Raw genomic sequence first — 26,307 nt, 5'->3', positions numbered from 1 at the left:
CTCATGGCACGCGAAGACTTCAACTTTTTTCATTCATTGCGCGTTCGCTGGGCTGAAGTGGACATGCAGGGCATCGTGTTCAACGGGCACTATCTGACGTATTTCGACGTTGCCTTCACCGAGTATTGGCGGGCGACGGGATTGCCCGGTGTCGTCGAGCAGGCCAGGGAAGGGCGCGAAATGTTTGCCCGCAAGGCGACGATCGAATATCAGAGCCCGGCCCGCTTCGACGATGTAGTCGATATCGGTGTGCGTTGCGCCGGATTCGGAAAGTCTTCCGTGCGCTTCATTCTCGAGATTCATCTCGGCGAGCAGCACTTGATTTCCGGCGAACTGGTGTACGTCTACGCCGATACCGCCGTTCGCAAGAGCGTGCCGCTGCCGGAAGCCTGGCGTGAGGTGATGACGCGATTCGAGAAATTTGCGCCGCTCGCAGCATGAAATACCGCCTGACACTTGGCGATTGGGCGAGCCAGAAGAAAGACGCCCAGGCGATTCGCTACGACGTATTCGTGATCGAACAGCACGTCCCGGTCGAGTTGGAGTGGGACGATATGGACGCTGCATGCGTGCATGCGCTTGCGTACGATGATCAGGGCGCGGCGGTCGGTACGGGCCGCCTGCTGCCTGACGGCCATATCGGGCGCATGGCGGTCAGGAGTCAGGCGCGCGGCAGCGGCATAGGCGGTGCGATTCTTGACGCGCTGATGCAGCAGGCCAGGGATCGTGGTGATCGTGCCGTCATGCTCAATGCGCAAACGCACGCCGCGCCGTTTTACCGGCGTTACGGTTTCGTGCAGGAGGGGGAAGAGTTCATGGAAGCCGGTATTCCGCATGTGCAAATGCGGCACGACTTCGAATAGCCGTTAGCGGAAACCGCTGCGGGCCGGTTGAACAAGATCAGCGTATCGCGCGTTCATGCAGCGCGGCGGTATTGTCCGCATAGAGCTGCGCAACGGTTGAGGCGCGCGTGCCGTACTCCGGCGATTCGATACACACAGCCGACAGGATTCTTTCCCATTCGATGCTGACACCGGTCTTCGGCAGGCGGCAATCGGATGCGCGCGTGGTGTCGGTCAGCATTTCGAAATAGGCATCCTCCGGTGCGCCCTGGCACAGCAGGCTGGCAAACTGCGCCTTGGTGCGCACCACCTTGGGCCATGGTGCATCGAGAGACGCGTTGGACAGACCGTAGATGCCAGGAGCAAGCGGCTTTCCGTTGCGCTCGTCGTCGATCTGCGCGTTGGAGTACCAGATCAGCTGGGTCGAATCGCCGACGACGAGGTTGAATCCATTGAATTCGTGTGCGCGCACGGACAGGTCAGCGACATATTCCGCCGCGCTTGCCTGTCCCTTCAGATAGTCGGCAACCAGTACACCGCGCGATGGCGCGTCGAGACGTTTTTCCAAAGGAGAACGGATATTGGTGACCGCGGCAAAGCGGCCGTTGCGCGTGATCCCCATCCATGTGCCACCGCCTTGCAGATCGCGGCCGGCATAGACATCCGGATGCTCGCTCCACCAATGCGCGGGGATTGCGGCCCGATCGTAATATTCGTCACGATTACTTGCCGCCACCAGCGGCGCGCCCGGAACAACCTGCCAGGCAAAAACGATCAAGCACATGTGGAGTAATCCAAAAAATATTCGATGTTGCGTTGGCCGTCGATCAAGGCATCCAGTTTTTCCTGGGTCGCGGCACGCTCAAGTATCGCTTCGAAGTCGTCCGGCACCGCAAGATAAATCTCCATCCACGTATGCCTTCCGCCCTTTTCTTCGGGACGTCGCTTGAGTCCGGTGACGATACCATATTCCTGAAATATGCATCGCTGCATGGCGCCCACTTTTGCTTTCAGCAACTCGGCATCCTCGCAGCGCACGCGGTAGTAAATGTATAAATCTGTTGTCATCGGATCTGCGATTCGACTTGTGCTGCATCCGGCAGAGAGTACGGCAACGCGCCGAAACGAAGCACGGCTCCGTCCGGCGATCCCGCATGAACCGTACCCTCGCTCACAGCGGCTGTCTTGATCTCGACAAGGCAATCCATCCCGCCATGCGCGTTGGGTGCCGCATTGACCACCATTCCGCTCGGCTGATCCGGCTCTGCGCTCAGGAACACTTCGGTGCCCGGTTTCACATCACCAGCATCGACCGACGCCAGCATCATCCTGCGCTTGACCTTGCCGAGATAATGCGTGCGCGCCACGATCTCCTGGCCCGGGTAGCAGCCTTTTTTGAAATTGACGCCGCCAATGATGTCGAAATTCACCATCTGCGGCACAAACTGTTCCTGCGTTTTTTGCATCACCGCCGGAACCCCGGCGTGAATCTCGCTGCGCTGCCATGCATGCGATCCTGCGGGCGGTAGTGACTTCGTCAACACGGGCCAGACTTGCTGCGCCGTTTCCACATCGGTGATCCAAAGATAACGGGGCGCGGCGAATGCATCCGCCACGCGGATCAGCGTGCCGGCTGCCGAATCGATCTTCGCATAGGGCGCTGCCGGCATGGACGGAAACCATGCCGGCAGCGCCGCGCTCGCCGCATGGCCGACGAGACCGAGGATGACACGGTTGTCCGAAACGTCATTCAGTTTGGCTTTCGCACGCAGCACGAACATTTGCAGGCGCTTTTGCACCGCAGGCTGAATCTCGCGCGGCAGTTGGAGCATGATCGCGTCTGCAGTCTTCCACATCAGGAAAGTGGCCAGCAGCCGTCCCTTGGGCGAACAATATCCCGCGAGGCGTGCTTCGCCGGAGCCGAGGTGCTCGACGTCGTTGGTCAGTTGCGTGTGCAAGAATGATGCGGCATCTTCGCCGGTCGCAGCGATCAAGCCAAGATCAGGCAATGGCGCGACAAAGGATGTCAGGGCTGCGTCCGATGCATCGCCGGCTGCAAATCCGACAATTCCGGAGCCGTCCTCGCCTTGGAGCAGAGCCCCATTCCGGGCCAGAAATTGCAACCATGTACTCGTGAATTCGGTCATAAAAGTTCAGGTAATCTTCAGGTAATTATTTGTTTAGCCAGTATCATCACGGCTTGATTATAGTGACGTCGCGGAAAGCGCGTCCGCTCTTGCAACCCACCATCCGGACATCGTTTTGATTAAAAAATTTCTTTCCATCATTGTCACTCTTGCCCTGGTTTGCGCAGGCGGCGTTTATTTCTGGGCGCACAATCCAATCATCGCGCAGGGTGCACCATCGATTGAATTCTCCATCAAATCGGGCAGCAGCGTGAAAAGCAGCGCGGAGCAGATCGCTGACGCCGGCGTGCCGCTGAACCCGGTGATGTTCAGTCTGCTGGCGCGATTCGGAGGCAAGGGCGGTCGCTTGAAAGCCGGCAACTATGAATTGAAGCCGGGCACCACGCCGCTGAGTCTGATCGACCAGCTGGTACGCGGCGAATTCGCGCAGGAGTCGCTTTCCATCATCGAGGGCTGGACGTTCAAGCAGATGCGCCAGGCGATTGCGGAGCATCCCGCGTTGAAGCACGATACTGCACACTTGTCGGACAAGGAATTGATCGCGAAGATTGCACCGAATTATTCGATGCCGGAAGGCCTGTTTTTCCCCGATACCTACCTGTTCGCCAAAGGCGCGAGCGACTTGCAAATCTACCGGCAGGCGCATGCGCTCCTGCTGAGGAAACTGGACGATGCCTGGGCCAGCAGGGACCCGTCGATGCCGTACAAGTCGCCATACGAGGTGCTCGTGATGGCATCGATCGTGGAGAAGGAAACGGGACAGAGGTCCGAGCGCACCATGATCGCCGGCGTGTTCGTGAACCGCTTGAAGCGCGGGATGCTGCTGCAGACCGATCCGACCGTGATCTATGGCATGGGTGATAACTATCAGGGCAATATCCGCAAGCGCGATCTGGAAACCGATACACCCTACAACACATACACGCGTACCGGCTTGCCGCCGACGCCGATCGCCCTGCCGGGGAAGGAGTCGCTGGCGGCGGCGGTCAATCCGGCCAAAACCGATGCCTTGTATTTCGTCTCGCGCGGCAATGGCACGAGCGAGTTTTCAAGCAACCTCGGCGACCATAATCGCGCAGTGAATAAATACCAGCGATAATGCTCAGGTATCCATTCGGAAATACGCATTCATGGCACGAGGCAAATTCATCACCTTTGAAGGCATTGACGGCGCGGGCAAATCGACACATCTCGCCTATGTTGCCGATCTGCTCAGATCGAGCGGCAAGACGGTCATCGTGACGCGCGAGCCCGGCGGCACACCGCTCGGCGAAAAATTGCGTGAACTGCTGCTGCACGAAAAAATGCATCTTGAAACCGAGGCGCTGCTGATGTTTGCCGCACGCCGCGAGCATCTTGCGCATGTCATCGAACCTGCGCTGGCGCGAGGCGAGTGGGTGATTTCAGACCGCTTCACCGATGCCACCTTCGCCTACCAGGGCGGCGGGCGGAAGCTCGATCTGATCAAACTCTCAGCCCTGGAGGAATGGGTGCATCCCGGCTTTCAGCCCGATTTGACGCTGCTGTTCGATGTGCCGCTGGAAGTCGCCAGAGCGCGTCTTGACGCAAGCCGTGAACTTGATAAATTCGAGCGCGAAAAGGCCGATTTTTTCGCCGCCACGCGAACCGAATATTTGCGGCGCGCAGAGCAGTTTCCCGAACGGTTTCGCGTCATCGATTCGACCGGGACATTTGCGGACGTGCACGCCGAACTTGGACAGATCATTGCGTGTATCTGATCGCTTCGAGCGACTCGACTTGAGATTTTTCGTCGTTGACATTGCGGACTTGAATGACTAGCCCTCTCTATCCCTGGCAAAACACGGCATGGCAACAGCTGCAGCAATTGCGCGAACGCTTGCCGCACGCAATCCTGTTTCACGGCCCGGAGGGAATCGGCAAGACGGCATTCGCGGAACAAGTTGCGCAATCAGCCCTGTGTCAGGCCCCGGTCGCAGACGGTCACGCATGCGGCCTGTGCGAATCGTGCAATTGGTTTTCTCAATACAACCATCCCGACTATCGCCGTGTGCGGCCGGAGATTCTGGAAGAAGACGGCGGCGGAGAAGAGGGGGGCGAGGAAGGCGATGGAAAGAAGGCCGGCAAGTCGGCCAAGGCGCCGTCAAAGGAAATCAAGATCGACCAGATTCGCGCATTGGCCGATTTCATGAATATCTCCACGCATCGGCAAGGCATGCGCGTCATCGTGCTGTATCCCGCCGAGGCATTGAACACCGCCGCCGCCAATGCGCTGCTGAAGACACTGGAAGAGCCGCCACCCGATACGCTCTTTCTGCTGGTATCCAACGGACTCGACCGCCTGCTGCCGACGATCCTTTCGCGCTGCCGCAAATTCGCCCTTGCGATGCCAGGACAGGACGAAGCCTTGTCCTGGCTTCAGCAGCAGGGCATCAAGGATGCGGACGCCTGGCTGGCAGAGCAGGGCGGAGCGCCGCTTGCAGCCTTTTCCCTGGCACAAACCGATGCGCGCGACATCATGGACGATTTCCTGCGCCAGCTAGCGCGACCGAGTGCGGAGGGTGCGCTGAAGACCGCGGAGCGCCTGCAGAAAACACCCGTCGTCGATCTCGTCGCATGGATGCAGCGCTGGTTATATGACGTGTTCTCGCTCAAATTTTCGGGCAGAATCCGGTATTATCCCCGTTACCGGAAAGAGCTTGAGGCGCTGGCAGAACAGGCGGATCCCGGACAGCTGCTGCGGGCCTTGAAAGCGCTCAATGAGCGACGCGCCATCGCGGAGCACCCATTGTCGGCACGGCTTTTCATCGAAGACATGCTGCTGGAATATTCAACGCTTTTTTCCTCGTGACGATTGCAACCAACAAAGGATAGTCATGGCCGAAACACCACTAGCTCCGGCAGCACAAGGATCGAACAGCGGCGCAACGGTAGCACGTCCTTCAGTATTGTCTCTCCCGATCAAGGAAAAGGCGGCGCTGTACGCGGCATACATGCCCTTCCTGACGAACGGCGGCATTTTCGTGCCGACCAACAAGCCATACAAGGTCGGTGATGAAATTTATCTGATCCTGACCTTGATGGACGACCCGACCAAATATCCCATCGCCGGCAAGATCGCATGGGTGACACCCGCCGGCGCCAACAACGGCAAGGCACAGGGTATCGGCGTCCATTTTTCCGCTGACGAAGGCGGGCAGCGCGTGAAACTGAGGATCGAGGAATTGCTTGGCGCTGCGCTGCGCTCGACGCGTGCGACCCATACCTTGTAAGCGGATTTTCGTGTCAATCATGCCGTATACCCATCGCATCGCCACGATGGACGATCTGCCCGCGATCGTTGCCATTTACAACAACACCGTTGCCTCGCGCGAAGTGACTGCCGATACCGAACCTGTCACGGTTGAATCGCGTCACGCTTGGTTTGCCGAACATACTGCTGACAAGCGGCCGCTCTGGGTCGCTGAAGAGCAAGGACGCATCATCGGCTGGCTGTCTTATTCGAATTTCTACGGACGTCCAGCGTATGCCGGTACGGCGGAACTGTCGATCTATATCCACGAAGATGCGCGGGGAAAAGGCCTTGGGCGCTATTTCCTGACACATGCGATCGATTTCGCCCCGCGAATCAAGGTCCATACCTTGCTTGGATTCATTTTCGGGCACAACTTGCCGAGCCTGAAATTGTTTGATGCATTCGGTTTTGAGCGATGGGCGCATCTGCCGCGCGTGGCCACGCTTGACGGCGTTGAACGCGATTTGATCATCCTCGGGAAACGCGTTGGCTGAAGCCTGAGAATGCCCGTCGGCGTACAATATGCCGATGTTCATCGACTCCCATTGCCACATCAATTTCCCCGAGCTTGCAGCCCGTCTTCCTGAAATTTTCGACAAGATGGCGGACAACCGCGTCAGCCATGCGCTATGCGTTTCCGTCGATTTGCCCGATTTTCCCGAAGTGCTTGCCCTGGCAGAAAAGTATCCGCACATCTATGCATCGGTGGGCGTACATCCCGACTACGAGGACACGCCGGAACCCAGCGTGGATGAACTGGTTGCCCTTTCCAAACATCCGAAGATTGTCGCGATCGGCGAAACGGGACTGGACTACTACCGGCTGGAAGGCGATCTGGAATGGCAGCGCGAACGCTTCCGCACCCATATCCGCGCATCGAGGGCGACCGGCAAGCCGCTGATTATTCATACCCGCTCGGCATCCGAAGACACCATCCGCATCATGCAGGATGAAGGTGCGGGGACCGACGCCGGTGGAGCGGGCGGGGTCATGCATTGCTTCACCGAGTCGCTAGAAGTCGCCAATGCCGCCATGGAACTGGGCTTCTACATATCGTTCTCTGGCATCGTCACCTTCAAGAGCGCCAAAGAGTTGCAAGCGGTTGCGCACGCCGTTCCTCTGGAGCGAATGCTGATTGAAACGGACTCGCCATATCTCGCTCCAGTGCCGCATCGCGGGAAAATGAATGAGCCCGGACTGGTTCGCCATGTGGCGGAATTCCTGGCGGAACTGAAAGGCATCCCCCTGGAGCAAGTGGCCGAGCAGACCACGGATAATTTTTTCAAGCTGTTCAAAATAGAACGATAGATTTTCATTCCGGTGATGAATCCGCAAACCACTCGATTTGAATTCCACCTGCCAAGCCGCCGCAAGTACATGCGAATTGCGACAGTGCTTGGCATGCTGATGATCCCGGTCACGAGCCATGCCGGTGCCTACGACGATTTTTTTCGAGCGGCGAAAGTCGACAACGCCAGCGAAATCAAGGCATTGCTCGCACGCGGATTGGACCCTAACATCATCGAGCCCCAGCGCGGTGAGACCGGAATGATCCTGGCGATTCGCGAAAATTCGATGAAGGTCTTCGACGTGCTGCTCAATGCGCGAGACATCGACCTGGAGATCAAGGCTCGGAACGGTGACAACGCCTTGATGATTGCATCATTCACAGGCAACAAGCCGGTAGTCGAAGCGCTGTTGGCAAAAGGCGCGCAGGTCAACCGCCCAGGCTGGACACCCTTGCACTATGCTTCCTTGATCGGCAACAACGACATCGTCCGGCTGCTGATCGAGAACCACGCCTACATCGACGCCGCGTCTCCCAATAAAACCACCCCCATCATGATGGCTGCGCTTGGCGGCCATATCCTCACGGTCAAGCTGCTGCTCGATGAAGGTGCCGACGCCACGTTGCGAAACGAACTCGGCCTGAGCGCTATCGACATCGCTGCGATGCATAACCATACGGATATCGCAGAGGGCTTGACGTATCGCTTGAAGAAGGCCGGGAAGTTGTGAACGAGGACTGAGCGCTGGCAATGGGGGCGCGGCTGGTGTATCTCCGTGTGCCTTCGACGCGTTCCAGAAAGGGGTGCTCAGGATTCCGCTGCCGTCCTTCTTGCCAGGGGCGCAAGGACAAATTGTCGCTGGAGATGCTTTCAGGGATTTTCTGCTCGCTCATGACCTTCAACACGTGGGCTGTGTCGGCACATTTATGAAGCGCAAGCGACAGGCATCAGCGCGACCTTCGATCCCGGATTCACCATGAATTCGATCTTGCCGCTGCCTCGTTCCTTAATCGTTCACATAATCGGCGAAATCCGCGTTCGGAAACATTGGTTGCTTCCTCGGGCGTTTGGGCACCGGGAAGCCATGCTTTCTGGTCCATGCAGCGATATCCGGGATGGTGCCGGGCGCCTCGGAGTTCGGGCATTCATGCAGGCAGTACCAGGTTTTCTCGTGCCTGCCGATGACGGGTTTGGGTGGATCTTCGAAGCGCGACCAGCCGATGAATTCCTTGATATAGGTACCGTCTTTTTGATACGACGTGACGTCGATAAAGGGGCGGTCGCGGTCGTAGAGTTGATAGGTCCATTCGCGGCAACCGAAGTTTCCGTCAAGGCTGTGCTTCGATACGAATTTGCGGCTGAAGTTTTTGAGGTAGCGGTCATCGTCCGATGAAGAGCACAATGCCGGTGAGAATAGCTGTTCATCGCCAGGCAAGCCCATGAACCAATAGCCGATGAGATACAGGGGCCCTTCAGTAGCAGTTTTTGGTGTCAGGACGATTTCTCTCAGGCGATTCCGTTTTCCCACCAAGGGTTGCTGTTCCTTGTGCGAGGTAAGCGTCTCGCCGTTGTGGTCGAATTTCATTGCGATGACGGCAAATGGATCGTCATCCCCCTTTATCGGAATGATCGATGTCGCATTAAAAATTTCTTCATACTCTCGATATGGCGGGAATTCTTTATTTTTGGATAGAAAACGTCGCTCGTTCGCCGCTTCGGTTGCTATTCGCAAACTATTTTCACTTCTGACGGAAAGGAAATAACGAATATTCCAAGGGCGCTCTATCCAATCAAGGGATGCGTCCAATTCGATGTTTTGACGATCAGATTCTTGTCCCAATACCAGCATGGGTAAGAACAGCAAGAAGACAAAAGTGACGATTGGGTTTCTCGATCTCATAGAATTTTCGGTTCGTTGACGGTGATATGGAGATGATGCGCGTGTAAAGTCTCGTTGGATTCGCTTTTCCCCTCTTTGCGTTGCTCATTGGGTTTAGCGGGAACGTCATCCTTGGTATTGGCATCCATATACCAAGGATCAAAAAGCTGGGATACGCCATCGGCTCGTTCCAGTCTTGTGCGCAGGGTGCGCATCGCGACAGGCTCGTTCTTGTCGAGTTCTTTGTTCCATTCACGTTTGGCTTTGTCTCTCGTTGCCGACGCATTATCCGCACGCTTTTCTGCAGCATCTAGCTGCTGCTTTAATTCGACAACTTTCACAGGATCATTTTTCCCCTTCCTGTAGTCGCTCTGCGCAGTAACGTGCTCAGCCTTGCTGCGATCGACCTCAACCTTCGCCGCCTCATACTCCCTGAACAACTTCTTTTCCTCCTGGCTGACGTTATCCGTCTGCGGCCCTTTGTCGCGCAACTGCTGGCGGTTGACCTGCACTTTCCCGTCCTTGCCCTCCAGGTAATCGACGTCCAGCCCTAGACCAGCCCGATGCGCAATCGACCCGAGCAACGGCCGCCAGCCCGAATTCATCCGCAGTTTCGTCACGTTCGCATCCCGCGCGGCGTTCAGCAGCGCGACATAGCCCAGCGGATGCACGCGCGGCAGGCCCTCGCCGAGCAGGGTGTAACCGGTGATATTGCTCTTCGGATTGTCGGCGTCCTCAAAGTTGATCGCGATGCTGAAGGGAGCCGGCATGAAAGCCTCCTTCGGCGCCGGGTCTGCGGCCGCTATCGTGACCGCAAGCTGCCTGGACGGCAAGCCCTTGTAGATGGACAGCACGGCGTCGCGAACGACTGCATCGGTTCCGGGCGGAATCAGAGAGGCCGCTTCAGCCGTAGTGTATTTGTGCGACACCTTCATCCAGATGCCGCCGGTCAGCGGCGCGACATAGTATTCGATCGCCTTGTTGCTTCCGTCCTTCGGCGGCGACAGCACCGGCGTATCGGGATCGCCATGCTTGCCGAGTTTTTCGATAATGGTGACAAGCACATCGTGCGCATCCGGGGTGACCTCGTAGACCGGATGCTTGCGGTACGAGGGATGGGCATCGCTGTTGAGCAGCAGCGCGACCTTCGATCCCGGATTCACCATGAGTTCGATCTTGCCGCCGCTGCATTTCAATTGACGGGGTTTGTCGTCGAATTCTTTGAGCACCTTTCCATTCACGGCGACAGCATAGGGGAGCGTCAGGTCCTTCTTGGTGGCTGCCGTGTTGAAGACGTAAGTGACTTTGCGCTTGGCGCTGACCTGCACTTGGACGACCGAGCCCTCGAGGGAATTTGTCTGCGCAGTCGCGGCCGGTTTTTGTTGTGCCATCTCAGTTGTCCTCGTCCAGCAGGAAATCTTCATCGGCGATCGGCCCGAAGAATAGTTGCAATGCTTCCTGATCAGCGGAAGCCACGCGCATCGTGCGGCCCTGATCATCCGTTGTTCCGGCCAAGACCCTGCCGTCCGGCATCTTGATCTGGTACGGCAGTCCGGCAATCGGTTTGCCGGTCGCCTTGTCAAGTGCGAGGAATTGTTCGTCGAATGCCTTGATTCGCGTATCCGGCATCTTCTCCAGCGTGGCGGCAATGCTTTCCGCGCCGAGGAAGTCATGTGCGGCGCCCTTGACGGAGACGGAGGAAGGGCAGTGGATGTCGATGTTGCCGCCGCCCAGCCGCACAAAGCCGCCGCCGGCGGCCAGCAGGATGTCCTGTCTGGCTTGCAGCGTGATATTGCCGTTGACGGACGTGAGCGTCAGCGCTTGGTCCGCCGTCACGTCCATCGGTCCGGTGTGCGCCCGCAGCGACATCGGGGCGTTGGCGGCGATCGCCTTTGCGCCACCGGCGTGCGTGAAGAGCGAAGCTTCCTTCGCTGCCACGATGGAAGCCGCCTGCCCGCCGCAGAACCGCATGACCGAGGCTGCGGTCAGCGTCAGGTCTGTACCGGAAAACAGCACAGCGGACGCGGGAGTGGCGAGGCTGGCGGAGCCCTCGCTGTCGAACAGCGTCACCGGCTGGGTGAAGGCGGCGGCCTGTTGTCCGTCGACGCTTTCGCCGCCGTCGATCGTGGCGCGCAGCTGCTGCGTTCCCTGTGGCGTTGCCAGCGGCGGGGCCCGGTGCCGGGTGGCCGCGTCCGACAGCGCGCCCGCCATGTCGGCGGCGGTGTCGAGTCTGCGTTGCGCTTCGTTCGTGTCGAGCTGCGTCGAGGCTGCGACGTGGCGCTGCGCGGTGGTGACGAAGATGCCGCGCCGCGCGCGCACCGTACTCCAGGCGTCAGTCGCAAGTTCGAAGCCGGTGCCGCGGTAGGTGCCGCGCAGGTTGCCATTCTGGCGAATCAGATAACCCGCGTTCAACTGGCTCGAGGCATGACTCGATGCCACGCCAGTGCGCAGCTGTGCGGGCGTGTCGTCCATCAGCCATTGGTTGAAGCCGCCGCCGGCGAACTCCTGCGAGCGGATGCCGGCCAGCGCGCCGGGATGGTTGTCCGCGCCATGCAGCGGCGGTGCATCCGACCCGTTGTACAACTGGCCGGTGATGATCGGGCGGTCGATGTCGCCGGCGACAAACCCCACCATCACTTCCTGGCCGATGCGCGGAATGAAACTGCCGCCCCAGTTCGCGCCGGCAGCCGGCTCGGCCACGCGTACCCAGGTGCCGGCCGTCTCGTTGCCCGGTGCATTCGAGGTGGCGGGATGGTTTAGCTGGCCGGGTGCGGCGCGGTCGCCGCGCTGCCACGGGAACTGGACCTTGATGCGGTGATCGCGATCGGTGGTGACTTCCGCACCGGCCACCCCAATCACCAGCGCCACCTGTGCGCCGGGCGCGACGGGCTTGGGTGGTCGGCAGACGGGGCGGATCGGGATTGTGCGTGGCACGCAGGTGAAATGATTGCGGTAAGTGCCGGCCTCGATGCCGGCATCGTCGGTGCCGCCGATGGCGGCTGTGACATTGCTGGCGGCGTTGTGTTCGATGGAGAGCACGGCATATTCGGCGTCTGCCGGTCCGTTGCCGAGGCCGGAGGTATGTACATGGCCGGTCAGACCGAACCAGCTACCGACGGTGAGCGCGCGCACCGAACTCTCGCCATACATCGTCTGGTGCGCCATCGCAAGTGATTGCGAGCGGGCGCGGGCGATGCGGGTGCTCTCGGCGGTATCGGTGTAGCGATACGCCCGTGTGCCGTCGAAGGTTTCCAGAATGGGCACATCTGGTGTGCCGGCATCCATGCTTTCTTCGATTGCGACGGCGGTCAGCGCCTTGTAGTCCCAGCTGGCCAGCGCAACCCGGTTGGCCTGCACCTGCAGCCGTTGCGCAAACAGGGTGACGGTATCGCTTGCCTCGGTGGCTGCAGCACGGTGAAAGCGGATAGAGGGTTGCCGGCCGGGCATAAGTGAGGCGTTGTCGTCGAATACTACCAGCGTATGTCTGGCATGCTGCACTCTGGCAGACTCGGACGACGCGGCGTCGCATTCCGCGGATGCGGGCTTGTCACGATCATGATCTTCGGAATGCTCGAGGTAGAAATTGAGGCCTTCCTCGGCCAGCAAGCGATGGATGAAGTCGTAGTCGGTTTCGCGGTACTGGATGGTCAGTGATCGCCTTGGCAGGGTGGTACTGAGTTCGAAGCGATAGCTGGCGAGCGCATAGTCGCTGAAGATATCCTTCAGGATTTCCGGCACGCTCTTGTCTTGAAACACGTAGCTGTCGCGTCTCAGGGTCAGCGCATGCAGCCATGGCGCGAGTGTCAGACGGTAGCGCGCCAGACCTCCGTCGCTGCCTTTTTGTCGGATTTCCACTGCCATGCCATGGAACGCGCGGGTACTGCCGTCGGCGAGCAGCAGCCGAAGCGAGACTTCCTCTCCGATCAGGTCCTTGATAGGGTAATGCGCCGTGGTGGCCAGGCAGTCGACTTCGAAGCGGAACAACTCGGACATCGCTTCGTGTCCGGTGAAGCGCTCGACGACCAGCGCGTCGGTTTCTAACGGGGTTTCAATCGAAATCAGCCGGGCATGCTGCGACAGGCTGCGTGAAAAGGCGCGACGCCCTTCGCCGATGAGGCCGGCAAGACGGGCATCCGCCGTGGAGGCCGGACTCGGTACGTTGTGCATCTTTTACTGGAATGGATAGTAAATGGCTGACCGGATATCAGGGCAGGCTGATCGTGATGTTGGCTACTTTCGGCGCAAGCTTGATGACGTCAAAGTACGCGCCCAGCGTCGTGTTGGTATGGCGTGCCAGCATCCAGCCAAGGCCGGAATAGGTCGCGATGCCTAGCAAAAGCAATGCGGCGCAGACGATCCACATCGGGATCTCGGTCTTCATCAAGTGCTTGATGCTGTCGGGAGACTTCCAGTGCGGTGCGAATTGTGCGCGCTTGCCTTTCAGATGCGCGATTTCCTTGTCCAGTGTCGCGATCAGATAGTTCAGCTTCTCCTTGCTTTCGAGCATGTACTTGCCTTGAAAACCGATTAGCAGGCACATGTAAAACACTTCGAGCGCCTGCACGCTGGCCGCACCACGATGACGCACTTCTTCCAGCTTCACGAAAAAATTCTCGCCGGCGAGTTGATCGCCGAAGAGCATCAGCTGTAGCGGCGCGCGTTCCCACACTTCCCTGATCGGCATGGCGGATGAAAGAATCGATTCGTCGACGGCGGCGCAGAACGCATATTTCGCGGCATGGATATCGTCGGGCGATACGTGTGCAAGTCGCGCACTTTTTTCGAAAGTATCGAGATAACGGCGAACTTGCGAGGAAAATAGATCGGCATCGCTGGGGACATAGCGATTCTTGAGCAACAGGAGCAAATAGAATCCGTCATGCATCATCTCGATCAGGTTGCGCGGCGAATGGTTTTGCTCTTGCCTAAGCGGTGTGCCCTCTGCGTAGAGGGAGGGGGCCATCGAGATGGTGTTCTGAAAAAGTGGGTTCTTGTTCATTGGGTTACGGCAAACAATTCGAGTTTGAGGTTCTGGAAGCCGGCGGGCGCATAGATCATGACCGAGTTCGACTGAATCATGCGTTCATACAGGGAGCCGTAAGGTTCGATCGAGAAGTAATAGCAGCCCGGGCGGACCGGAATCGATGGTGGCACTTGCGGTGCTGACATCAGGCGTACGCCGGGCAGTGCCGAGGACACCATTTTTTCCACATCGTCCGGCGCTCCGATCTTGATGCGTTGAGGGATTTTTTCTACGAGGTCGGCTGGCGGCATATCGGCGGCGACGGAAAGATACAGCGACGCATTGCTGGTGACCTTTTCCGAATCCAGTCTGCCCAAATGAAACGCGGACTTGACCTCGGTCAGTGCGATCAGGAAGTAATGCGAAGAAATGACTGTTTCGATCAGCTCGCGAATGATCAGGTCGAGCCGCGCGAACTCCGGACCCGGATTTGCATGGTTGTAAACCGGTAGATCGGACAGCGAATATGCTTTGGAAAAGGTCAGCAACTGACCGGCGAGAGCGAGCATGGCGTGGAAGAGCCGCTCCGGGTGCAAAGCAGGATGATGGAACAGATGTTGCAGAGATGCATATGCTGCATTGACCGTGTGCAGAAGCCAGAAGGACGCGATGTCGCCTGAGCGGAACTCGATGATGTTGGCAGACGGTTCGCGATGATGTCCGTATAACGCCTGCGCCTTGGCCTGCAGGATTTCCATCAACCGGCGAACCATCAAGCACAACCAGGCGGACGACCGTATGGTCAATGCGGGCGGCACAAAGGCGGGGTCCAGCTCGTAGCCGCCCGAACTTGTGGCGCGCACGCGTGCAATCGGTATCGATACGAACTGTTCATGGTTGTCCCGCTCCGATAGCAGACGCAGCGACTTCTTCAATGTCGACAAGTCTGATTCGATCGCGTTGGTGTACATGTCCGGGGCGTTTTCATCGTGCTGGTAGTAGCGATAGAGTTGGCCGGAAGTCATGCGTTGCGTTGAAAAGTTGGGCCCGAAATCCTTCAGATGGGGGAGGGCGATGTGGAAAGTCACGCCGTTCCCGAAATTCTCGATCGATGCAAGATTGAACGCATCCGGTGCCTCATCGCTATCCGGAGCGCTGACCGACTCACCATCGGGCATCAGCGCGTGGAGTTGTGTGACTCGCAGAATGCCTGCCGCAAGCGCTTCCACGTCGAACTTCAGGCTGCGAACGCCCCAAAGGTATGGATGCACGGCGCGTCCAAGTTCAACAAGGCGTGATTCGTGATAGAGGTCCTGCCGCTGGAAGTGCTGGGGGCGCAGAAAAAGTCCTTCGCCCCACAGGATTTTTGATGAACGGTTCATTTTATTGTCGAGAGTGTCTGGTTGATGTGTCAGGCCTGGCTGCATTTGACAGGGGAAAGCAAGGAGCTTTCCGTCAGCGCCATCCCAATGGGAGCGCTGCTGGTTGCCGACATTGCGCAGGCATGGATGCCGAGAGTGATGCCCGTCTTTTGCGTTTCTTCAGATGCGGCAAAGGAGAAGCGCCAGCGACGTGCATTCGGGGAGCGAAAGAGTGTGACGACACCCAGATACGCGGTATCGTTTTCCACTTTTTCCTTTAATTCCAAGGTCTGGCCGGGAGAAAGGATCAACTCCTTTACTTCGACCAGATCATCGCCCAGCGCCAGTCTTTCTTTTTCCGCACGGCCGAACGTGGTGTACGGCATTGCCTGAAAACTGTTTTGGTCCTTCAGCTTGTATAGCCGCACGATGGCTGAAAGGCCTTTGCCGTCTTCGCCGGCATTCATGTCATCGGCACCCTTCAGGCGAATTTGCACGTACTTGGGTCCGCGTGGTGCCTTGGCGCTGTCGGACAAGGCAATGCCGACTGCCTGCAAAGCGATTTCCGCAACCTTTCCCGTAGCGATCGGGGCGACGCCGCAACCGGCGAGAGCAAGCAGCAAGAGCGTAAATACGGAAAGTTCAGGAAGGGCGCCCCATGGTCTGCTGATGGCGAATGTTCTGAAAAAAAGCTGTCCGTGGCTGACAAAGTTCGCACCAGCTTGTTGGCGACGCCTCCCACTCCAGAATAGAACAAGTTGCTTTGAAAAAATCATTGGATAATTTTGATATTAAAAAAACAATTGTCGTTTAAGCAATTGTTCGGTTAGTATAACGCACTTGTTGCAAATATGATAACTGTGCTAATGGGAATTTCGGCTTTGTGAACAGACTGCAGGACTGCCCGAAATTGTTCATCTCAACAGCCAAAACGCATGCACAAACATCTCTTTTAACAATCAGGAACGAAGAATGATTTTCCGTAGAGCAAATTTCATCAAAGGGTTTTTTGTTGGCAAACGCAGCACTGCTACATTGCTGACGGCGATGTTTGTCTTGGTGGGTTGCGCCACGACAAATGGCGGAACCGGACAGACGCCGAACAGTCCCGAAGTCGCAATCAAGGAGGCAGAAGCCGAGTTGGCGAAAGGTCAGCGCGAAAAGGCGGTTGCAGTCCTGACCCAAAGTGCGAAGGAAAATCCGACCAGCATGGTGCCGTGGCTCAAGATCGCCAATATCTGGTTCGATGCGGCCAACTATCCGTCATCGATATTGGCAGCGAATGAAGTGCTGCAACGCGAACCCGCCAATCAGGAAGCGAAAAGCCTTCTTGTCGTTGCCGGACTGCGGGTCGCGGCGGGGGCGGTAGGTGGTTTGCGATCGCCAAATGCGGTCAACCCAAGTGCACGCCTCGAAGCCGAAAACTTGACGAATTCGCTGCGCAATGTCCTTGGCGAGAAAGCCTTGGTCCCTGCTGTCGTGCCGGAAACAAAACAGCCGGCTCCACCAGTCCGCTCCAGGCCGCTACGCGCAAAAGCATCCATTGCCCCGGTCCCGAATGCCGCGGCGACGAATGTCAACTCGAGTAAGGGCTCCGCAGATCCCTTCAAGTCTCTGAAGTAATTCAGTATCACTCACCCCGTTCTGCACCGTTTCAGATTTCAGACAATTGAAGAAAGTCGCTTATGTCAAAGAGAGAAAGCGTACAAAAAAAGCTCCAACGAATCCGGCCACCGCGCGTACAACTGACTTATGACGTCGAGATTGGCGATGCTATCGAACAAAAGGAAATCCCGTTCGTCGTTGGCGTGATGGGCAACTTCTCGGGAAACTCCGAGAATCCGCTGCCGAAATTGAAGGACCGCAAGTTCGTCAATATCGATATGGATAACTTCGATGACGTCATGAAAGGTGTCGAGCCTCGAGCTGTCTTCCGTGTGAACAATACGTTGAGCGAACAAGGTGGTGAATTCGCGGTTGACCTGAAGTTCAAGTCGATAGACGACTTCCGGCCGGAGTCGGTGGTGCAACAAGTTGAACCGCTACGCAAGTTGCTGGAGGCACGAACAAAGCTGTCGGACTTGCGTAACAAGCTTGCGGGCAACGACAAGCTGGAAGACATATTGAGTGAGGTGTTGACCAACACCGAGAATTTGCAGCAGTTAGGCGCTGCAACCAAACACAAGGAGGACTGATATGGGAGCACAGGCACAAGCCTTGAGCGCATTTGCCGATGCGCCAGCGTCAGAATCGTTGCTGGACCAGGTCATCAGTGAAAGCAAGGTTGCGCGTTCGGATAGCGAACGCGCGCGCGCCAGGGACTTGATCGGTGAGTTGGCAACGCAAGTGCTCGATGGCACGGTCATCCTGTCGAAGAATCTGTCGGCGACGCTCGATGCCCGCGTTGCCGAACTCGATGCGCTCATCTCCGATCAGCTCAACGAGGTTCTGCATGCTGCCGAGTTCCAGAAAATGGAGAGCACATGGCGTGGCTTGCACTATCTGTGCAAGCAGACCTCCACCGGTGAAATGATGAAAATCAAGATGCTTAACGCATCGAAAAAAGATCTGGTGAAAGACTTCAACAATGCGATCGACTTTGATCAGAGCGCATTGTTCAAGAAGGTGTATGAGGAAGAATTCGGGACTTTCGGCGGCGCACCGTTTGGAACGCTGATCGGTGACTATGAGGTTACGCGGCAGCCGGAAGACATGTACTTTGTCGAACAGATGTCGCATGTTGCGGCGGCATCGCATGCCCCGTTCATTTCGTCCGCCTCGTCCGAACTTCTGGGGCTGGAGACGTTTTCCGATCTCGGCAAGCCGCGTGACATGGCCAAAGTGTTTGACACGCTCGAGTATGCAAAATGGAAGTCATTCCGGGAAGGCGAAGATTCCCGTTACGTGGGCTTAACCGTGCCACGCTTCCTGGGGCGCATGCCATACCATCCGAAAGAAGGCACGGTGGTCGAGGGATTCAACTTCATCGAAGACGTCGATGGCACGGATCACGGCAAGTATCTCTGGGTGAATGCCGCATATGCATTTGCTGCAAGATTGACAGGCGCATTCGAGCATTTCGGCTGGTGTGCAGCGATTCGCGGTGTCGAAGGCGGCGGGCTTGTCGAAGACCTGCCTACCCATACATTCAAAACCGATGATGGTGAAATCGCGTTGAAGTGCCCGACAGAGATTGCGATCACCGACCGCCGCGAAAAGGAACTCAGCGATCTCGGCTTCATTCCACTGGTTCATTGCAAGAACACCGACTATGCAGCTTTCTTCGGTGCGCAATCGACTCAACGGGCAAAGAAATACAACACGGATGCCGCCAATGCGAATGCGGTGCTGTCGACCCAGCTGCAATACATCTTTGCATCATGCCGCATAGCGCATTACTTGAAATCGATGATGCGCGACAAGATAGGCAGTTTCGCTGCGGCGTCGAATGTCGAACAGTTTCTCAATAACTGGTTGGCGCAGTATGTGGTGATGGATGACTCTGCCTCGCAGGAAGTCAAGGCTCAGTATCCGCTGCGCGAAGCATCGGTGCAGGTTTCCGAAGTGCCGGGGCGGCCCGGAGTGTACCGCGCGGTCACCTTCCTCAGACCGCATTTCCAGCTGGATGAACTAAGTGTGTCGTTGCGTCTGGTAGCCGAGCTTCCGCAGTCGGCGAAAGCGTAGTTTTAGCTGTAGTAGTTGTAATCCCCCATAACACGCATTGCGTGTCTCATTTTTAAGGAGCTTTAAAGCATGAAAGATATTTACCTGAAGTTTGAGGGTGGTGATACGAAAATCGAAGGCGAGTCGCGTGATGAAAGTCATGCAAAATGGCTCGAAGCCTTGTCGTGGAGCCACTTGATCCGTCAGCCGAAATCCGCGACGGCCAGTACTTCCGGTGGTCATACTGCAGAGCGTTGCGAACATGGCGACATGATCTTTACCAAAGACATTGACTCGACCAGCCCGTCTCTCTGGCTGGCTTGCAGCCAGGGCGATACCTTTAACAAAGTCACCATCGAGTTCATGCGAGCCAGCGGCAAGGACAAGGTCAAATACCTTGAAATCGTTCTCAATCACGTCATCGTTTCTTCCGTGACGCCTAGCGTCAGGGAAGAAGGACTGCCGACGGAAACCGTCGCGCTGAAGTATGCGTCGGTGAAGTGGACATACACGGTCCAGGGCATCGATGGCAAGAAGGGCGGCAGCAATCCTCAAATGTGGAGCCTGGCGAAGAACAAGGCGACCGAAGCCGTCTGATTTTCGTTTTATCCTCCTTCACGTGAATGCGGCGTCCCCATGCGCCGCAATCCGCTTTAATGCACTTCTGAAACTACCTGATGCCTACCGTTCTGTCTGCCAAATCCAAATTTCCTCAGACGCTGTTTGAAAGACTGGCGGACGATGCGTTCGGCGATTCTGCCGACAAGCAGGCATTACGGCAGATCACGGCTGAAGAAGTGAAGGAATCTGTTGCGCGAGACCTTGAGTCGCTGCTTAACAGCAGATGTGCCTTCAGCGAGGAAACCTTCAAGAAATATCCTGAGTCCCTGCATTCCATTTTCAGCTATGGCATGGGTGATTTTGTCGGACTGAGCCTGGCGAGTCCTGCCGACAGGAATTTCATTTGTCGTTCACTTGAGAGAACCATCGCAATTCACGAGCGACGCCTGACCGAAGTTCGTGCCTCGCTCGAACTGGACGAGGGCAGCACGAACCGGCTCAGGTTCGTGATCAATGCGCTGCTCATCGTCCATCCTTCCACCGAACCGGTATTATTTGATGCGTTGCTGCAGCCCTCAACTCTCCAGTATTCGGTCAGTAAATCCAGACGCACCGTGCTGTCTTGACGCCCATGGAATCCCTGCTGCCGTACTATGAGCGCGAGCTCTCCTATCTGAGAAGACTTTCGCATGATTTTTCCAGACGATATCCAAAGGTAGCCAATCGCTTGTCATTGTCCGGGGAAACCTGCGACGACCCGCATGTGGAACGGTTGATCGAATCATTCGCTTTCCTGACGAGCCGTATTCACAAGAAGCTTGATGATGATTTTCCGGAGATAACGGATTCGTTGTTGAGCGTTATATATCCTCAATACTTACGACCGTTTCCATCGACATCGATCGCGCATTTCGACGCCGGCAGCGCATCAGCACAGCTGACAAAGTCGGCGCATATTCCGCGAGGGACGATGCTGCATACGCAACCAGTGCGAGGCATTTCCTGCCGTTTTCGAACGACTTATGACGTCGATATCCTGCCGGTGCGTATCGTTCGGGCAAGCCATGAAACCATCATTGATTCAGCCGGACTGCGTAACGAATTGATCAAGTCGACCAGTTCGGTCATTCGCCTCGATCTTGCCTGTCAATCCGAGAGCGTCGGCTTCGGCGGGATTGGAATGGAAAGGCTGAGACTCTTCTTGAATGGCGATGCCTCGGTCGTTTCACTGATTCGCGAAGCCATTTTTTCCAAGGCTGTCGGACTGTGGGTGTCAACTCCATTCAGTTCGGAAAAGATCGAGCTGCCACTGACGGCAATTCGACCAGTCGGATTCTCGGCAGAGGACACTCTGCTTGATCAGGATGTCCGTACGCATCACGCGTATCAACTCCTGCTCGAATACTTTGCCTTTCCCGAAAAATTCAATTTCATTGATATTGACTTCGACGGCTTGTACACGCGTTTACCGTTGCAGGTGCGTGAACTTGAAATTCGTATCGGGATCAAGGGCGATGTGGCGCAGAACAATCCCGCCAGCGGCCTTCTGGATCGAATCAGCAAGGACAATTTTGTATTGGGATGCACACCCGTCGTCAATTTGTTCAGTCAGATGCCTGAACCGATTCGCGTTACCGAAACCTCATCAAGCTATCCCATCATCGTTGATAGCCGAAGATCTCAGGCATTCGATATCTACAGCATCGATCGGGTATTCAAGGTTCAGAAGACGACAGACGGCGAGGAGGTGAATGAATTTCGGCCCTTCTATTCGGTTCGTCACGGTGCGCAGCAAGAAGATCCGGCGCGTTATTGGCATGTCAATTATGCAGAGGGCGAATCATCGAACGACTGCCTGATGGAAATATCGCTGGTTGACGAGACACTGAATCCGCAGCGACCGGAGACCAGTACCTTGAGTCTGGGACTGACCTGTACCAATCGCGATTTGCCGTCGCAGTTGCCGTTCGGCTTGGTCGAGGGGGATTTGTTTATCGAGGGAGGATCGATTGCGAAGACTGTCCGCTTTCTTCGCAAGCCCACCCCGACTTTTCGTTTCATGCGGGGGAGGGGGGCGCAATGGCGCTTGATTTCCAGTCTTTCACTGAATCATCTCTCCCTGACAAGCGAAGGTGTTGACGTCATCAAGGAAATGCTTGCGCTATACGACATCACGAGGTCTCCGTCCAATAGCAAGCAGATTCACGGGATCGTATCGATTGAAAACCGGCCGGTGACGGCACGCATGAAGGGCAATCCGTATCCGACCTTCGTGCGTGGACTGGAAATACGCATCGGCCTCGATGAGGCGCATTACGCCGGTATCGGACTTTTCATGTTCGCGCAGGTTCTTGATCATTTCTTTGGTCTTTATGTTCACACGAACAGTTTTACACAGCTCGTGATTGTTTCCAGTCAATCCGGGCAGGAGTTGGTCAGATGCCAGCCACGAAGCGGCGAATCGATACTGGCTTGATCCAGCGCCTGAAGGATGAGCCGTACCGCTTTGAATTTTTTCAGGCGGTTCGCTTATTGCTGGCCAAGTATCGGAAGGATTCAACCGTCCATGACCTGGACATACTGGGGCAGGTGATCCGATTTCGAAATTCGGTTTCTCTTGCTTTTCCCCCGAGCGAGATCGAATCGCTTGAATTCGAATGGGATAGCGATGACACCGAGGAAACCGAAGTCGGGACGATTGGCAATGCGCATTTGAGTTTCAAAAGCGTAACGCTAACGCCTTCATTCATCGGCTTGATCGGGCCGATGGGGGTGATGCCAAGGTACTACACGCAGCAAGTGGCGGAACGCGAGACCTATCAGCGCGATCATGCCACGCGTGCGTTTCTCGATATTTTTACCAGCCGTGCCGTGGCGCTCTTTTATCAGGCATGGCTCAAGTGTCGATTGCATTTGCAGTATGAAGCGGACAGGACGCAACGTTTCCTACCCATGCTTCTCAGTCTTGCCGGATTGGGAACCGACAAGGCGCAACAACCAATAGACTCGCCGGGTGCATTTTCAAGCGAATCGCTTGCGTACTATGCGGGCCCTCTGCGAGAAAGACCGCAGTCGGTGCAATGGTTCGCGCGCGTGGTTACCGATTATTTCCATGTCAAATGCTCGGCGAAGCAGTTTGTCGGGCAATGGATTGAAATTCCATCGCATGATTTAACCCGCCTGGGGGGAGCTAATTGCACACTCGGGCAGACTACGTTCTGCGGTTGCAGAGTGTGGGATCGGCAAACATGTGTCCGACTGACGATTGGCCCGATGTCGAAGGCTCAGTTCGGAGAGTTCCTGCCGGCCGGCACGGCAGGCGCGAAGCTTGGCAATCTCTTTCGCTTGATGGTGGGGGCGACCTTTGATTGCGAAGTCCGACTACTGCTCGATAAGCGCGATGTGGTGATTGCATCCCTGCATGGAGATGAAGGGGTGCACCTGGGATGGAATAGCTGGCTTTCCTCTCGCCCCATCGAACACGATGCACACGATACGGCCTATCTGATAAAGGCCGAAGATGCCAACTGATTTTCTTTTATCTCATTGACGACCATGACTGCGAACTTGAAAGTCCTTATTGGAAAGTTGAACGCCACAAGCAAAACGGCGGTGGAGCGTGCAATTAATTACTGCGTCTCGCGCGGGCATTACGAAGTCGATCTGGAGCACCTTTTCCTTGCGTTGCTGGAAAATACCGAGAGCGATTTTGCGCTGCTTGCACGACGTTTTGACATCAGTTCGAGTGCGCTCGAAAGGGATTTTTTTGACGAGATGGAGAAGTTCAAGAAAGGCAATTCGCGCACACCGGTCTTTTCAGTGCATTTGCCAAAGCTGTTTGAACATGCGTGGCTACTGGCTTCTCTTGATGCTCAGGTCACCAGGATTCGCAGTGCCCATCTGTTACTGGCGCTGCTCACGGAACCTGAGCTTTCGCAACTTGCCTACCGGGGATCCAGGCAATTTGCGAAATTTTCGGTCGATGAATTGAAGCACAATCTTGCTGAGATCATCGGGGGCTTTCCGGAGGCGCTGGAGTCAATCGGGAATATGGACAGGGCGCATGCTGCATCCGCTCAATCGGGATTTGCACACGCTGATCATACAGATACAGGTGCAGAAGTTGATGCTACGCGCCAGAAAACTCCGGCACTGGACCAATTCACTGACAATCTGACGTTGCGGGCGCGACAAGGAAAGATAGACCCAGTGATCGGTCGCGACGAAGAGATACGGCAGGTCATTGACATTCTTGCGCGCCGCCGTCAAAACAATCCGATATTGACTGGTGAGGCCGGAGTCGGGAAGACCGCAGTTGTTGAAGGTCTCGCACTACGTATTGCGGACAATGATGTTCCGGCATCGTTGCAAGGTGTTGCGCTTCATGTTCTGGATCTTGGTTTACTGCAGGCCGGAGCGAGCGTAAAGGGCGAGTTTGAAAACCGCTTGCGTAACGTTATCGAGGAGGTGAAACGCAATCCTCACCCGATCATTCTCTTTGTCGATGAGGCTCACACGATGATCGGCGCAGGCGGACAGGCTGGGCAGAACGATGCCGCGAATCTGTTGAAGCCGGCCTTGGCGCGTGGCGAGTTGCGCACGATTGCCGCGACTACATGGAGTGAATACAAGAAATACTTTGAAAAGGATGCCGCGCTGGCTCGGCGCTTTCAAGTCGTCAAGGTGGAAGAGCCGTCTGAGTCGGCAGCCTGCACCATGCTGCGTGCTGTGGCCGCGAAAATGGAAAACCATTTCAATGTGCGTATCCTGGATGAGGCTGTCATTGATGCGGTACGGTTATCGGCACGTTATATCAGCGGCCGCCAGCTTCCGGACAAGGCAATCAGCGTGCTCGATACTGCCTGCGCGCGCGTGGCGTTGGGACAATCATCCACGCCGGCCACGATTGATGATGCAAGACGGCTGGATGCCGCGCTTGCACAGGAAATCGCCGTGCTTGAGAGGGAGGCTTCCACGGGAGCGGCGCATGGCGAGCGTCTTGCCGAGTTGCGCACACAACGCACGGCAAATCGAGATTGTCTCGAAGGTCATGAAGAGCGCTGGGCACGGGAAAAGATACTGGTCGAGAAGATACAGGGATTGATCGCACAGCTGGAAACGGGAGGGGCCGCCGAAGGTGACACCGGAGGTCTTTCCTCGGTCATGGCAACGCCGAATGACGGCGACATTGCTGTTTCAGCAAGCGCGAAAACAAGGAAAAGCGGAAAACACACACTGCAAGTCAAGGAATTGGCCGCATTGCGCGACGAGCTGAAACAACTGCAAAAGGAAATACCGCTTGTGCCTGTCTGCGTTGATGCCCAGGTGGTTGGTGAAATCGTGTCTGCATGGACGGGGATTCCGCTTGGAAGAATGGTCAAGGATGAGATTACGACCGTGCTCAACTTGAAGCCGCTGCTTGAGGAGCGTGTGATTGGCCAACCGCATGCAATCGAGGAAGTCGCGCGGCGTGTACGTACGGCGCGGGCAAATATCGAAGACCCGAACAAACCGAAGGGGGTTTTCCTGTTTGTCGGACCATCCGGCGTGGGAAAAACGGAAACCGCGCTTGCGCTTGCCGAAGCCTTGTACGGCGGTGAGCGCAATATGATCACGATAAACATGTCCGAATATCAGGAGGCGCATACGGTTTCCGGCCTGAAAGGCTCGCCGCCTGGCTATGTAGGATATGGCGAGGGCGGAGTGCTGACCGAAGCGGTGCGGAGAAAGCCTTATAGCGTCGTGCTGCTTGATGAAGTGGAGAAAGCGCATCCGGATGTGCTGGAACTCTTCTTCCAGGTGTTCGACAAGGGGGTCTTGGATGACGCGGAAGGGCGCGAAGTTGATTTCAGGAATACGATCATCATCCTGACTTCCAACGTCGCATCGCAAACCATCATGCAGGCATGCCTGAACAAGAATGCGAATGAATTGCCCGATGCCGAAAGTTTGAGTGAAAGCATACGGCCGCAACTTTACAAGGCGTTCAAGCCGGCCTTCCTCGGCCGCATGAAAGTCATTCCTTACTACCCGTTGCCGGATGCGGTACTGGCCGACATCATCCGACTCAAGTTGAACCGTATCAAACGGCGAGTCGAAGCGAATCACAAGGCCGAATTCATCTGCAGCGACGATGTTGTGGAACTCATCCTCGCCCGTTGCACGGAGGTCGATTCCGGAGCCCGCAATGTGGACCATATTCTCAATGGAACAGTGCTTCCTGAAATTGCGGAAAGCGTGCTGATGCGTATTTCTGAAGGAACACCCCTCAAGAGAGTGAAGGTGTCCGTCACGAAAGGCGGTCAATTGAGCTACAAGGTCAGCTAGC

The 26,307-nt window shown here is 56.4% G+C and carries 26 protein-coding genes; 17 read left to right on the top strand and 9 right to left on the bottom strand.

Features of this window, described 5'->3' with window-relative positions; genetic code table 11:
• The first annotated feature begins 3 nt into the window (after window positions 1-3).
• Window positions 4-441, top strand: a complete 438-nt coding sequence (locus D3870_RS09205) for an acyl-CoA thioesterase (RefSeq protein WP_119738480.1) — start codon at window positions 4-6, stop codon at window positions 439-441.
• Complete coding sequence (locus D3870_RS09200; protein ID WP_119738478.1) at window positions 438-863, top strand: GNAT family N-acetyltransferase; 426 nt, start codon at window positions 438-440, stop codon at window positions 861-863. The genes D3870_RS09205 and D3870_RS09200 overlap by 4 nt, the downstream gene beginning before the upstream one ends.
• 37 nt (window positions 864-900) lie before the next feature.
• Here the strand turns inward: D3870_RS09200 and D3870_RS09195 are convergent, their stop codons facing one another.
• The 3 genes from D3870_RS09195 to ygfZ are packed head-to-tail and all read right to left on the bottom strand — an operon-like array spanning window position 901 to window position 2,989.
• Window positions 901-1,626, bottom strand: a complete 726-nt coding sequence (locus D3870_RS09195) for an NRDE family protein (RefSeq protein WP_119738477.1) — start codon at window positions 1,624-1,626, stop codon at window positions 901-903.
• Window positions 1,617-1,910, bottom strand: a complete 294-nt coding sequence (locus tag D3870_RS09190; protein WP_119738475.1) for a DUF4936 family protein — start codon at window positions 1,908-1,910, stop codon at window positions 1,617-1,619. The genes D3870_RS09195 and D3870_RS09190 overlap by 10 nt, the downstream gene beginning before the upstream one ends.
• Entirely contained in the window at window positions 1,907-2,989 is a 1,083-nt protein-coding gene (gene ygfZ / locus D3870_RS09185) for a CAF17-like 4Fe-4S cluster assembly/insertion protein YgfZ (RefSeq protein WP_119738473.1), read from the bottom strand. The genes D3870_RS09190 and ygfZ overlap by 4 nt, the downstream gene beginning before the upstream one ends.
• 115 nt (window positions 2,990-3,104) lie before the next feature.
• Here ygfZ and mltG point away from each other — a divergent pair, with 115 nt between their 5' ends.
• The 7 genes from mltG to D3870_RS09150 all read left to right on the top strand — a co-directional run bounded on the left by mltG (window position 3,105) and on the right by D3870_RS09150 (window position 8,282).
• A complete protein-coding gene (gene mltG / locus D3870_RS09180; protein ID WP_119738471.1) occupies window positions 3,105-4,088 on the top strand; it encodes an endolytic transglycosylase MltG in 984 nt (327 codons plus the stop codon).
• A gap of 31 nt (window positions 4,089-4,119) precedes the next feature.
• Window positions 4,120-4,728, top strand: coding sequence for a dTMP kinase (gene tmk / locus D3870_RS09175; protein WP_119738469.1), 609 nt, complete (start codon window positions 4,120-4,122; stop codon window positions 4,726-4,728).
• A gap of 53 nt (window positions 4,729-4,781) precedes the next feature.
• A complete protein-coding gene (locus D3870_RS09170; RefSeq protein ID WP_119738467.1) occupies window positions 4,782-5,819 on the top strand; it encodes a DNA polymerase III subunit delta' in 1,038 nt (345 codons plus the stop codon).
• Between the two features lie 25 nt (window positions 5,820-5,844).
• Complete coding sequence (locus D3870_RS09165; protein WP_119738465.1) at window positions 5,845-6,240, top strand: PilZ domain-containing protein; 396 nt, start codon at window positions 5,845-5,847, stop codon at window positions 6,238-6,240.
• 19 nt (window positions 6,241-6,259) lie between these two features.
• Window positions 6,260-6,757 (top strand): GNAT family N-acetyltransferase, encoded by a 498-nt coding sequence (locus D3870_RS09160; protein WP_119738463.1) that lies wholly within the window; start codon window positions 6,260-6,262, stop codon window positions 6,755-6,757.
• Between the two features lie 34 nt (window positions 6,758-6,791).
• Window positions 6,792-7,571 carry a TatD family hydrolase gene (locus tag D3870_RS09155; protein ID WP_119741900.1) on the top strand — a complete coding sequence of 260 codons (780 nt, stop codon included), beginning with the start codon at window positions 6,792-6,794 and terminating at the stop codon, window positions 7,569-7,571.
• Between the two features lie 69 nt (window positions 7,572-7,640).
• A complete protein-coding gene (locus D3870_RS09150; protein ID WP_242489919.1) occupies window positions 7,641-8,282 on the top strand; it encodes an ankyrin repeat domain-containing protein in 642 nt (213 codons plus the stop codon).
• Between the two features lie 276 nt (window positions 8,283-8,558).
• Here the strand turns inward: D3870_RS09150 and D3870_RS22025 are convergent, their stop codons facing one another.
• The 6 genes from D3870_RS22025 to tssJ are packed head-to-tail and all read right to left on the bottom strand — an operon-like array spanning window position 8,559 to window position 16,531.
• On the bottom strand, window positions 8,559-9,452 hold the full coding sequence (locus tag D3870_RS22025; protein WP_147375756.1) for a hypothetical protein: 894 nt from the start codon (window positions 9,450-9,452) through the stop codon (window positions 8,559-8,561).
• The gene (locus D3870_RS09140) at window positions 9,449-10,822 is read right to left on the bottom strand and encodes a hypothetical protein (protein WP_119738457.1); all 1,374 of its coding nucleotides are present in this window, start codon (window positions 10,820-10,822) and stop codon (window positions 9,449-9,451) included. Before D3870_RS09140 ends, D3870_RS22025 begins: the two co-directional genes overlap by 4 nt.
• Window position 10,823: 1 nt before the next feature.
• A complete protein-coding gene (locus D3870_RS09135) occupies window positions 10,824-13,598 on the bottom strand; it encodes a type VI secretion system Vgr family protein (protein ID WP_119738455.1) in 2,775 nt (924 codons plus the stop codon).
• 37 nt (window positions 13,599-13,635) lie between these two features.
• Entirely contained in the window at window positions 13,636-14,400 is a 765-nt protein-coding gene (gene icmH, locus D3870_RS09130; RefSeq protein ID WP_119741898.1) for a type IVB secretion system protein IcmH/DotU, read from the bottom strand.
• 26 nt (window positions 14,401-14,426) lie between these two features.
• Complete coding sequence (tssK, locus tag D3870_RS09125; RefSeq protein ID WP_119738453.1) at window positions 14,427-15,776, bottom strand: type VI secretion system baseplate subunit TssK; 1,350 nt, start codon at window positions 15,774-15,776, stop codon at window positions 14,427-14,429.
• Between the two features lie 29 nt (window positions 15,777-15,805).
• The gene (gene tssJ, locus D3870_RS09120; RefSeq protein WP_119738451.1) at window positions 15,806-16,531 is read right to left on the bottom strand and encodes a type VI secretion system lipoprotein TssJ; all 726 of its coding nucleotides are present in this window, start codon (window positions 16,529-16,531) and stop codon (window positions 15,806-15,808) included.
• A 433-nt stretch (window positions 16,532-16,964) separates the two neighbouring features.
• Here tssJ and D3870_RS09115 point away from each other — a divergent pair, with 433 nt between their 5' ends.
• The 8 genes from D3870_RS09115 to tssH all read left to right on the top strand — a co-directional run bounded on the left by D3870_RS09115 (window position 16,965) and on the right by tssH (window position 26,306).
• The gene (locus tag D3870_RS09115) at window positions 16,965-17,378 is read left to right on the top strand and encodes a hypothetical protein (protein ID WP_147375755.1); all 414 of its coding nucleotides are present in this window, start codon (window positions 16,965-16,967) and stop codon (window positions 17,376-17,378) included.
• A gap of 62 nt (window positions 17,379-17,440) precedes the next feature.
• Entirely contained in the window at window positions 17,441-17,950 is a 510-nt protein-coding gene (gene tssB, locus D3870_RS09110; RefSeq protein WP_119738447.1) for a type VI secretion system contractile sheath small subunit, read from the top strand.
• Window position 17,951: 1 nt separating this feature from the next.
• Window positions 17,952-19,439: a type VI secretion system contractile sheath large subunit gene (gene tssC, locus D3870_RS09105; RefSeq protein ID WP_119738445.1), complete on the top strand. Its 1,488-nt coding sequence runs from the start codon at window positions 17,952-17,954 to the stop codon at window positions 19,437-19,439.
• Between the two features lie 69 nt (window positions 19,440-19,508).
• Window positions 19,509-20,015: an Hcp family type VI secretion system effector gene (locus tag D3870_RS09100; protein ID WP_119738443.1), complete on the top strand. Its 507-nt coding sequence runs from the start codon at window positions 19,509-19,511 to the stop codon at window positions 20,013-20,015.
• Between the two features lie 80 nt (window positions 20,016-20,095).
• On the top strand, window positions 20,096-20,605 hold the full coding sequence (tssE, locus tag D3870_RS09095) for a type VI secretion system baseplate subunit TssE (protein ID WP_119738441.1): 510 nt from the start codon (window positions 20,096-20,098) through the stop codon (window positions 20,603-20,605).
• A gap of 5 nt (window positions 20,606-20,610) precedes the next feature.
• Window positions 20,611-22,455, top strand: coding sequence for a type VI secretion system baseplate subunit TssF (gene tssF / locus D3870_RS09090; RefSeq protein WP_119738439.1), 1,845 nt, complete (start codon window positions 20,611-20,613; stop codon window positions 22,453-22,455).
• A complete protein-coding gene (tssG, locus tag D3870_RS09085) occupies window positions 22,419-23,510 on the top strand; it encodes a type VI secretion system baseplate subunit TssG (protein ID WP_119738437.1) in 1,092 nt (363 codons plus the stop codon). The genes tssF and tssG overlap by 37 nt, the downstream gene beginning before the upstream one ends.
• A 24-nt stretch (window positions 23,511-23,534) precedes the next feature.
• The gene (tssH, locus tag D3870_RS09080) at window positions 23,535-26,306 is read left to right on the top strand and encodes a type VI secretion system ATPase TssH (RefSeq protein WP_119738435.1); all 2,772 of its coding nucleotides are present in this window, start codon (window positions 23,535-23,537) and stop codon (window positions 26,304-26,306) included.
• Window position 26,307: the final 1 nt, after the last annotated feature.

Source organism: Noviherbaspirillum cavernae, from assembly GCF_003590875.1.
Classification (GTDB): Bacteria; Pseudomonadota; Gammaproteobacteria; order Burkholderiales; family Burkholderiaceae_D; genus Noviherbaspirillum; species Noviherbaspirillum cavernae.
Note: the sequence above shows the minus strand (reverse complement) of the source record. Positions and strands in the feature narration are given on the sequence as shown.